Here is a 9,803-nt window from a genome sequence, read left to right as displayed (position 1 = left end):
GTGAAACTACGTTCACCAGTCTCGAACAAAAAAAAGGGCTCGCTGAGGCGAGCCCTTTCTATTTGGCATCACGAGATCAAACATAAATCTTGCAAGTTAGTTAGACAATAAATGGAAATGTGCCCAGCGCTACTACAGGTGCATCTACGCTTTGATCTACCATAAATAGCGACACCACAAAAAAGGAGATCAACCAGCGAATGTAGGTCAATCCTTTCTTACTGAACGCATCACTCGTAGAATTCTCTTTTATTTTAATGAAATATTATCAAAGAACCGGCCACTTGGGTGCCGTTCCCACCCTTTGACCCAACTTACTTTTCTCTGAATAATATTCGGAATGCAGTTTGAGTAGTTCCTATTGCCACTGAGTTTCTAGCACCAAGGGCGGTTTGCGATCATTAGCTGCAAGTGCGCGGGTGGTACTTCAGTTCGAGAAGCAGCCATTCACGGATCGAAACCACCGCCAATCATACTGCGACCACCATCAACGCTGGTTCACGGTAGAAAGAGGCCTGCTGAAAGACTGATCTGTGGGGTTTCTGGAATGAAGTGTAGAAAACCAATATAGGCGCGGGATTTGTCTCGTCCAATCAGTATTATTAGTGGGATATGCCAGATCTGGACATGGCCTCGCCTTCGAGAAACGCGCTCTTATTTCCTACGCGTTTGTAGCAGGCCATTTTGTGGAGGTTTCGCCGTCAATCATCGCGGGAGCGAAGGATTTCCCTCCTTTTTAAACAGCGTAGATCAGTTGTAAATATCGCGATTGCAACCGTCGCATCGAGGCTAATTTTTCAGGCCATTCAGGAAGGAGAGGCTCACGCAAATAATCAGCCTGCGTCATCAATGAACGCGCTCGGCATCCAGACGGTTTGCAACATACCGCCTAGATTACAGTTCATCTCGCCAAGGTGGGTTTGCACCTGCTCGGCTAACATTGATTGCGGCAACGCGGGCACCGAAAGCGATTGCCTCCGCGAGGTCACTTTCTGAAATCTCTCGGATCGCGGTTTTGCGAAGAAGTCCCGCATCAGACAGGTTCGCAAGCACACTAGCGTTGAACGTGTCCCCTGCGCCGACCGTATCAATGACGTCAACTTTCTGACTGGCAACAAAGATTGATTTCCCGTTCGGAAGCCAAGCTTGGGCACCAGAACTGCCGCGCGTTAAAATAACGACAGAAGGTCCAAGCGACTGCAACTGAACAGCTTTTTCTTCAAGCGCGCGCGAGTCTGGCATAATCCAGTTCAGATCCTCATCAGAGACTTTCACAATATCTGCCAATTTAAGTAAGCCACGAATGCGGTCTCGGAAGCTTGGTTCGTCCGTGATAAAGCTGGGGCGAATATTTGGGTCGATCATCACGACAGCATTGCGCGCATGTGTTTGGGCGAAATGCATATATGTGTCGGCCCCCGGTCCGCAAGCCAGACTGATACCACCAAAATAAAGCGCGGAAACGCCTTTAATAACGGTGGGTAAATCACTGGGGGCAATCATCCGCCCAGCCGAGTTTTCATCAAAGAACGAATATGACGCGTGACCATCGGACAGTTTAACAAACGCCAATGTCGATGGGCGATCTGATCGAATGACATTGCGGGTATCAACATTGCTGGCCCGCAAATCGGCCATAAGTTGATGTCCAAACATATCTGTCGAAATGCCGCTAAGAAGGCCCGCTCTGCACCCCAACCGCCCTAGGCCAATCGCCGTATTAAAGATCGCGCCACCGGATCGCGGGACATAGCCATCTTGTCCCCGAAGGGTTTGTTCGGGGATCATGTCAATAAGAGCCTCTCCACAGCAAAGGATCATAGGGTTTCCTTAATGAACAATTGGTTTAACATCTCGTTGCACGAAGGGTCGTGACTGATCTGTATCATGCGTCCAAATAGGATGCGATCGCGGCTTCTAACCCGTCAGACCAGATCAAACTGAACCACTTTGAAAACGCGTCGGCAAATCGCGGCTCATCTGCAAGATCTCCGTATATCTGACGCATCTCAAGCCAGGTTTTCGGGTTCTTTCGGGCTTTTTGGGCACGGGTCTTCAATTCGTCCCAATATGGATCATTGGGGTCAATTTTGCTGCCATCTTCGCGGGTGCCTTCACACATCCGTGCCCAAGCGGCCTCAACCAAAGCCAGCCCTTCTATCGACGTTCCTTTCGCCAGCCCGTCACGGATTGAGGGGATGATGAATCCCGGATGGCGAGACGACCCATCAAAGGCCACGCGGCGTGTCGTATCGATGATCTTCGGGTTGGAAAAACGGCTGTAAACACTTGTGACATAGTCCTGAGTGGACATGCCTGAGACAGGTTTGACCAGCGGGGCGATTTCCGTTTCGGCGACTTTCGTAAAGAGGTTGCGGATCAAATCATGCTCCATGCAATCCGCAATTGTCTTGACCGAAAGAACTTCTCCCGGCACTGAAATCACCTGATGTCCGCCGTTTAGAATGCGGATCTTCATGGCCTCATATCCATGCACATTGTCAGTGAAGGTGGCACCAACTTTATCCCAGTCAGGTCGCCCTGCACAAAACGCATCTTCGATCACCCATTGGCGAAAATTTTCGTGCGTCACGGGGGCCAAATCATCTATGCCCAGCTGATGCGCCAACGCCAGCTCACTTGGACCAGTTGCCGGAACGATACTGTCGACCATTGAGTTCGGAAAGCTGCAGTTGGTGTTGATCCAATCAGCTAAATCTGGGTCAGAAAGCCGCGCCAAAGACACAACCGTTTGACGCAACACATCCCCGTTTCCTAGTAAATTGTCACAACACAGGCAAGTAAATGGATCGGTGCCACTCTTGCGGCGCAAACGAAGGGCCGCGACAATCGCCCCAAACGCGGTTCTTGGCGTATCGGGATTGTGACTGTCATGGACAATGTCCGGGTGGTTATCGTCAAATCCTTTGGTGGCAGGATCAATGAAATAGCCCCCCTCGGTCACGGTCATGGCGACAATGCGGATATCGGGCTGCGCCATCCGTTCGATCAAAGGTTGGTTGCCCTCTTCGATCGCGAGGTAATCTATCATCGAACCGATGACTTCGGCAGACAAAGACGATGGGGCCAGTTCAATCAATGTTGTCAGACAGTCCTGCGTCAGCAATTTCTCCCGCATGGCGGCGTCATACTGTCGAACGCCCGCCCCAATGATTGCCCAGTTATGGGCATCGCCCTGTTGCATCAAGCGATGCAGATACCATGCCTGATGGGCGCGATGAAAATTGCCGAGACCAATGTGAACAATGCCCGGTGTCAGCTGCGCACGATCATAAATCGGGCGCAAGACAGCTTTGGGAAGCTCGTTCAATGTTGCATTTCTCAGTTTCATTACACCGGTTCCTTGCGGCAGATCTTTCATCAACTCATCCAATTTCCACCGTCAACATTGTAGGTCTGTGCAACAATGTAATCGGCGTCTTGCGAAGCGAGAAAAACCGCCATTCCTGTTAAATCTTCGGCCCGCGCCATCCGCCCAATCGGAACGGCTTCGCCAGCTTCCTTTTTCTTTTGCCCCAAGGCCTTGCCCTCATACTTGGCAAAGAAAGCATCCACATCGTCCCAGTGCTCCCCGTCCACCACCCCCGGGGCGATGGCGTTCACGTTTATCCCATGTGCAATAAGGTTCAGCCCCGCCGACTGGGTCAGGCTGATGACGGCGGCCTTGGTGGCGCAGTAAACTCCAACCAGGGGTTCTCCACGGCGCCCCGCCTGACTGGCCATATTGATGATTTTGCCTTGGATGCCGCGCGCAATCATGTGACGCGCGACGGCCCGTAGGGTGAACAAGGTTCCGGCAACATTAACATCAAAGGCCCGATCATAGTCTTCCCGTGTGATGTCAACAATCGGAGCCGCCGAGAACACAGCCGCGTTGTTGATCAAAACGTCGATCTGGCCCAGCTTTTCGACTGTTTGTGCAATGGCCGCATTGATGCGGTCTTGCTTGGTCACATCCAATTCAACGGCAATCGCAGCATCACCAATTTCAGCAGCAGCGTCACATGCCCGCTCAAAATTGATATCGGCAATGGCAACCCGCGCGCCTTCGGCCACATAGGCCTTGGAAAAGGCTAGCCCGATCCCCCGGGCCGCTCCCGTAATCAGCGCAGTTTTGCCGTTGAGACGTTTCATGCAATCCGTTGCCCCTTGGCATCAAATTTATGGATTTGATCTGCTTGCGGCGTCAGATAGATCTTATCCCCGTGTTTCACCGAAATATCCCCGGTGATGCGTACGGTGATCATGTCCGTCAAACCGGTGTCATGGACGTGGATAAACGTGTCAGACCCCAGATGCTCAGCGACACCGACACGCCCCTCCCATGTGCCGTCCGTCATGCTGACATCTGTGTGCTCTGGCCGGATGCCGATGGTGTGCGCACCATGTTTTTCTGCCTCAGACCCCGAAAAGATGTTCATCTTCGGTGAGCCTATAAAGCCAGCCACAAACACGTTCTGAGGCTTGTGATACAGATCCAGTGGCGATCCCACCTGCTCGATCACACCGGCCTGGAGCACCACGATCTTGTTGGCCATTGTCATCGCTTCAACCTGATCATGCGTCACGTAGATCATGGTGGTCTGCATGCGTTCATGCATCTCGCTGATCTCAAGGCGCATACCGACGCGCAATGCGGCGTCGAGGTTCGACAGAGGTTCATCAAACAGAAATGCCGATGGATCACGGACGATGGCGCGTCCAATAGCGACCCGCTGACGCTGACCACCGGAAAGCTGCCCGGGTTTGCGGTCCAGATAGTCGATCAGGTTCAGAGACTGCGCAGCGGCTTCGACACGTTTGTCAATCTCATCTGGTGCCATCTTCTCCATGCGGAGCGGGAACCCGATGTTCTTGCGCACTGTCATATGCGGATAAAGTGCATATGACTGGAACACCATTGCCAAGCCGCGTTTCGAAGGCGGAACCTCGGTCACGACCTCACTGTCGATCTCGATGTTGCCGGATGTCAGATCCTCAAGACCGGCAATCATGCGCAGAAGCGTAGATTTACCGCAGCCGGACGGGCCGACGAAAACCGCAAACTCTCCGTCTTCGATGGTCAGGTCCAGCGGAGGGATGACTTCGACGTCACCGAACTTCTTGGATACTTGATCGAGTACAATACGTCCCATGATCTTTCCTTATTTCACAGCGCCAAAGGTCAAGCCTTGGACAAGTTGTTTCTGGCAGAACCATCCCAGGACAACGATTGGTCCGACGGCTGCGGTTGAGACTGCTGAAAGACGCCCGAAGAACAGGCCTTCTGGGGCCCGGTTTCCTTCGATGAGCTTGGAGAGTGTCGCAGCGTCGATGGTGGTGAGGCGGACGGTCCAGTAAGCTTCGTTCCAGCAAAAGATGAAGACCAATAAAGCCGTTGACGCGATGCCACCCCAAGCAAGCGGAACAAGGATCTCTTTGATCTCGCCCCAAGTGTTGACGCCGTCCATCTTGCCAGCTTCGATGATATCCTTCGGGATCTCCTTGAAGTAGGTGAACAGCATCCAGATTGCGATGGGCAGGTTGATCAGGCTCAGAACGGTGATGATTAGGATATGCGTGTCATAAAGACCGATGCTTTTGGCAAGAAATATCATCGGATAGAGCACCGCCGCTGCAGGAAGCATCTTGGTCGACAACATCCACATCAAAACGTCTTTGGTCGAGCGACTTGGGTTGAACGCCATCGCATAGGCGGCGGGGACGCTGACGAACAATGTAAATGCTGTCGCCGAAACGGCTGAGATGACAGAGTTCGTTGCAAAGCGCCAATAGTCGTAATTGTCTGTCATGTTCAGATAATTATCGAACGTCGGAGTGAAGAAGATCAGATGCTCTGGTTTCACCGCATCGGCGTCCGTTTTGAAACTTGTCAGAACCATCCAGAAGATCGGAAAGAAAAAGAGCAGCCCGACACCCCACGCCAGTACAGGCCGACCATAGGTGCTAAACTTTGAAGATTGCGCAACGATTGCCATGATATAGCCCCTTATTCCATCAATGTCTTGCCAACCATACGCAGCAAAAAGATCGCGACGAAGTTGGCGAGGATTACGGCGAAGATGCCTGTGGCACTGGCTGCGCCGATATTGTTGTTGGCGAATTCACCAATCAGATATGGCAGGTTCTTGTTCCCGTTGCCCCGGCTCACGATTTCGATTTCTGCATATAGCGACAGGTGAAAAATGGCCTGGATCATCACAACGATGGCAATCGGGCGGCCCAGATGCGGCAGCGTCAGAAACCGGAACTGCGACCAGGTGCTTGCGCCATCCAGAACGGCAGCTTCTTTCTGTTGCTGATCCTCGGATTGGAGCGAGGTCATGAAGATGAGGACCGCAAAGGGTGTCCATTGCCAGGTCACCATCATGATCACGGCGATGGCCGATGTTTGGGTCGCGCGGAACGAAACTGGTTCGAATTCTGGCCAAAGCGAGAAGAAACCGCCGAGAACGGGTATTTGTCGCAACCCATCCAAGAATTCGTTTATCCCGGCAACTGCGATCCCCTGCAAACCCAGGACAGGATCTAGGATCATGTTGATCCAAAGTACTGCGTTAACTGCGGGCATTACGAAGAACGGTGAAATAAGCAATACCCGGACAACCCCTTGCCCCGGGAAGGCCTTGTTGATCAGGACTGCAATCAGCACACCCAGAATGACAGTAAGAAACAGGATGCTGCACACGATAAAGAGGCTATTTTGAATGGCGAGCAGGAAGTCTTTGGATTTCAGAACAAATTCATAGTTTCCGAACCCTCGCCAGTTGCTCAGACTTGGTGAAGTCCATTCTGGACGGCGAAGGCTATTCAGCACATAACGGATGAAAGAGAAGTAAAGCGTCATCCCAAGTGGGATTAGCATCCAAACCAAAAGCAGAAGTACCGCTGGAGCTTGAAGAAGCCGAGGAAGCTTTCTGTCAGACATTAGTCTATCCTCCTAGCAGAACGAGGCGATCGTTCAGCTTGTGACGTGTTAGTTGCGAGTGTTTGGACTTTAAGTGCCGCTGGGTCGTTATTTCAACAAAGGCGGCCTAATGGTGAGAGGGCCCGGCGAGACCAGGCCCCCTACTATGCAGTTATTCGTAATAGCCAGCTTCACGCATAATCGCATCAGCAGCGGCTTGCGATGCGGCCAAGGCATCCTCAACCGACTTAGCGCCGGACAGAGCAGCGGCCATTTCCTGTGCGACAGCTGAACCCACTTCCGGGAATTCAGGGATGGCGGCAAACTGAACGCCAACGTAAGGCTTCATGTCGGTTGCTCCAGGTGCAGCGCTGTCGATCGCGGCCAGTTCGGCAGCTGCAAAACCCGCTGCGGCCTGGAATTCAGGGATCGCATAGGTCGATGCACGCTGACCGGTCGGAACAGAATCCCAACCGAAGTCCGGGTGGTTACCAACGGCTTGCACATAGTCTTTGGACGTTGCCCACTCGATGAAGGCACCAGCGGCTTCAGCGTTTGGCGAACCGGCGGGGATCGCCATTGCCCATGCCCACAACCAATTGGCCCCGACCGGGTTGCCTGCGTTCGGCGATTGCGCGTAGGCGACACCGTCAACGTCAAGGAACGAAGCCGCGATGGTCGCGTCGATCCACATGCCGCACTTTCCTTCGTTATAGAGCGCAAGGATCTCGTTGAACGAATTGCCTTCCGAGCCTGGAGGGCCATAGTTGCCAAGCAGGTCAACGTAGAAATTGATCGCAGCATTCCACTCGGCGCTGTCCAGAGCAGGCTTCATGTCGGCATCGAACCACGCACCGCCGAATGAGTTCACGACCGTGGTGATGAACGCCATATTGTCTCCCCAGCCCGGCTTACCACGCAGGCAGGCGCCATAAACGCCGTTTTCCGGATCGTGGATTGCAGCCGCGGCAGCTTTGACATTGTCCCAACTATCGTTGTCGGCAATGGTCACGCCAGCTGCATCGGCTAGGTCTTTACGGTACATGACCATCGACGATTCACCATAAAACGGCGCGGCATAGAGCGTGCCTTCATGGGACAATCCATTGCGCATGGCTGGCAGGATATCATCGACGTCGTAGTCCGCGCTAAAGTTCAGTGGCTCAATCCATCCAGCCGCTCCCCAGATGGGGGCTTCTTGCATGCCGATATTGATGATGTCGTACTGCCCCCCCCCGGTCGCGGTGTCAGACGTAACCTGCTCACGCAGAACGCCTTCTTCGAGTGAGACCCAATTCAGTTCAACACCAGTTTCTTCCGTGTACGCTTTTGCAACGGTTTGCATGTTGATCATGTGACCGTTGTTTACGATTGCAATGGTCAGGCTTTCAGCGGTCGCAGCAGCGCCCGACATAAGAGCAATGGCGCTGGCAGCGCAAAGTGCTTTTGTAAAGGACATCCGGTTCCTCCCTAGATTGGATGTGACGCATAAACGCTAACAGCTATCATTGCTTCGCGTCAATCATATTCTTTACGCGCGTAAAATATTGCCTTAAATGTATTTATTTCAAAACCTTACGCAGATCCGCGCATCACCAGCTTTCCCTCAAACAACGTTTCCTCGCGCCGCTCAATACGGTTTTCGGATTCGATCAGCGACAGAATGGTCTCAACCCCTCGCGCGGCGATGGCATCATAATCCTGCGAAACGGTCGTCAAGCTGGGGCATGTAAAACGCGAAAAAGGGTGATCGTCGTGCCCTGCAATCCGAAGAGAGGCACTCGCATCCAATCCGACTTTGATACCGTTTTCAAATGCCGCAGACAGCAATCCAATAGCGAGCCTGTCGTTTGAGCATAATATCGTGTTTGTTGGCAATTTCTGTTTCGTTAAGATCCGCGCACCTTCACGAAAGCCGATTTCCTCAAAATTCCACCCCTGACCTTCCACCTGAATAAGGTGCGGTTCATGCCCCAACTTTTCCATCGCAGCGATATAGGCCGTGCGGCGTTTGCAGGCGTTTGGGTTAATCGGAGTTTTCAATTCGAAAAATACGGGTGGCTCTCCAGAGCGACACAAGTAATCAACAATCAAGTTGATACTTTGGTTGTTGTCAGAGCCAAAAAAAGCCTCGCCAATCCCTTCAAGATTGGCGTCAAACAGTACCGTTGGAACTTCACCTGCAAACGCTGCAACTTGATCTTCAAGCGATGCTCGACCAAGAGGCGCCAATAGCACACCAGCGGGTTTAATGGACCGAAGACTCTCCAGGTTGGTAATCTCTTGTGCCGGCCCGCCATGCGAACTGAGCAATAACGGATTGAAACCTGCCTTAACAATTAACCCCTCTATCGTTCGTGCAATGCCCGCAAAGAAAGGGTCCGTTAAGTTTGGGACCACCAATCCGATATTCTTGGTCTGCCGTCTGTTCTGATTGACGGCATAAATATTTGGCCGATAGTCATGCTTTTCTAACGCAGCCTCAATTTTTTCGCGCGTTGACTTGCGAACACTTTCCGGATCGTTGAAGTACTTTGATAACGTCGGACGGGAAATTCCGCTAACCGCAGCAAAGCCCTCCATGTTCCTGATTTTTGGATCGCTCATTGGTGAAAACTTCCATTGGAGCCGTGTAAATGTCTGCTTTCAGAGGCTGGTCGGAAATTGATACTTTGTAAAGATATTAATTTCCGCGCGTAAACTTACGACTTTCTGGTGTACTATTCTGAAGGGTATGATCAAGAGCGACTGTAAACGTAACTTGTCACGCCTCTGCTGAACTAAAGAAACACTCTCCACTTGATGGGTTAAACAAATGATCAGCCCCACTTAAGTGGTCCAGTTTGAATGTTAGTGCATGATTGGCCTCGGTTCC

General features: G+C 52.2%; 8 protein-coding genes. All 8 read right to left on the bottom strand.

What is annotated here, in order from left to right:
* Nucleotides 1-894: 894 nt before the first annotated feature.
* The 8 genes from O2N63_RS17385 to O2N63_RS17350 all read right to left on the bottom strand — a co-directional run bounded on the left by O2N63_RS17385 (nt 895) and on the right by O2N63_RS17350 (nt 9,535).
* Nucleotides 895-1,821: a carbohydrate kinase family protein gene (locus tag O2N63_RS17385; RefSeq protein WP_271055577.1), complete on the bottom strand. Its 927-nt coding sequence runs from the start codon at nt 1,819-1,821 to the stop codon at nt 895-897.
* Nucleotides 1,822-1,885: 64 nt separating this feature from the next.
* Nucleotides 1,886-3,352 carry a mannitol dehydrogenase family protein gene (locus O2N63_RS17380; RefSeq protein WP_271055576.1) on the bottom strand — a complete coding sequence of 489 codons (1,467 nt, stop codon included), beginning with the start codon at nt 3,350-3,352 and terminating at the stop codon, nt 1,886-1,888.
* Between the two features lie 29 nt (nt 3,353-3,381).
* A complete protein-coding gene (locus O2N63_RS17375) occupies nt 3,382-4,155 on the bottom strand; it encodes an L-iditol 2-dehydrogenase (RefSeq protein ID WP_271055575.1) in 774 nt (257 codons plus the stop codon).
* The gene (locus O2N63_RS17370) at nt 4,152-5,156 is read right to left on the bottom strand and encodes an ABC transporter ATP-binding protein (RefSeq protein ID WP_271055574.1); all 1,005 of its coding nucleotides are present in this window, start codon (nt 5,154-5,156) and stop codon (nt 4,152-4,154) included. Before O2N63_RS17370 ends, O2N63_RS17375 begins: the two co-directional genes overlap by 4 nt.
* A 9-nt stretch (nt 5,157-5,165) precedes the next feature.
* Nucleotides 5,166-5,999 (bottom strand): carbohydrate ABC transporter permease, encoded by an 834-nt coding sequence (locus tag O2N63_RS17365; RefSeq protein WP_271055573.1) that lies wholly within the window; start codon nt 5,997-5,999, stop codon nt 5,166-5,168.
* Between the two features lie 11 nt (nt 6,000-6,010).
* Complete coding sequence (locus tag O2N63_RS17360) at nt 6,011-6,949, bottom strand: carbohydrate ABC transporter permease (RefSeq protein ID WP_271055572.1); 939 nt, start codon at nt 6,947-6,949, stop codon at nt 6,011-6,013.
* Nucleotides 6,950-7,100: 151 nt separating this feature from the next.
* On the bottom strand, nt 7,101-8,342 hold the full coding sequence (locus O2N63_RS17355; RefSeq protein WP_271055578.1) for an ABC transporter substrate-binding protein: 1,242 nt from the start codon (nt 8,340-8,342) through the stop codon (nt 7,101-7,103).
* Nucleotides 8,343-8,503: 161 nt separating this feature from the next.
* Nucleotides 8,504-9,535, bottom strand: a complete 1,032-nt coding sequence (locus O2N63_RS17350; protein ID WP_271055571.1) for a LacI family DNA-binding transcriptional regulator — start codon at nt 9,533-9,535, stop codon at nt 8,504-8,506.
* Nucleotides 9,536-9,803: the final 268 nt, after the last annotated feature.

The organism is Aliiroseovarius salicola (assembly GCF_027891095.1).
Lineage (GTDB): Bacteria > Pseudomonadota > Alphaproteobacteria > Rhodobacterales > Rhodobacteraceae > Aliiroseovarius > Aliiroseovarius salicola.
The sequence above is the reverse complement of the archived record's forward strand: the minus strand, read 5'-3'. Positions and strand labels throughout refer to the sequence as shown.

Bases quoted from the DNA above. Each gene is read 5' to 3' on its own strand.
- O2N63_RS17360 (WP_271055572.1), bottom strand. From the start codon at position 6,949: ATGTCTGACAGAAAGCTTCCTCGGCTTCTTCAAGCTCCAGCGGTACTT.
- O2N63_RS17365 (WP_271055573.1), bottom strand. From the start codon at position 5,999: ATGGCAATCGTTGCGCAATCTTCAAAGTTTAGCACCTATGGTCGGCCT.
- O2N63_RS17380 (WP_271055576.1), bottom strand. From the start codon at position 3,352: ATGAAACTGAGAAATGCAACATTGAACGAGCTTCCCAAAGCTGTCTTG.
- O2N63_RS17375 (WP_271055575.1), bottom strand. From the start codon at position 4,155: ATGAAACGTCTCAACGGCAAAACTGCGCTGATTACGGGAGCGGCCCGG.
- O2N63_RS17350 (WP_271055571.1), bottom strand. From the start codon at position 9,535: ATGAGCGATCCAAAAATCAGGAACATGGAGGGCTTTGCTGCGGTTAGC.
- O2N63_RS17385 (WP_271055577.1), bottom strand. From the start codon at position 1,821: ATGATCCTTTGCTGTGGAGAGGCTCTTATTGACATGATCCCCGAACAA.
- O2N63_RS17370 (WP_271055574.1), bottom strand. From the start codon at position 5,156: ATGGGACGTATTGTACTCGATCAAGTATCCAAGAAGTTCGGTGACGTC.
- O2N63_RS17355 (WP_271055578.1), bottom strand. From the start codon at position 8,342: ATGTCGGGCGCTGCTGCGACCGCTGAAAGCCTGACCATTGCAATCGTA.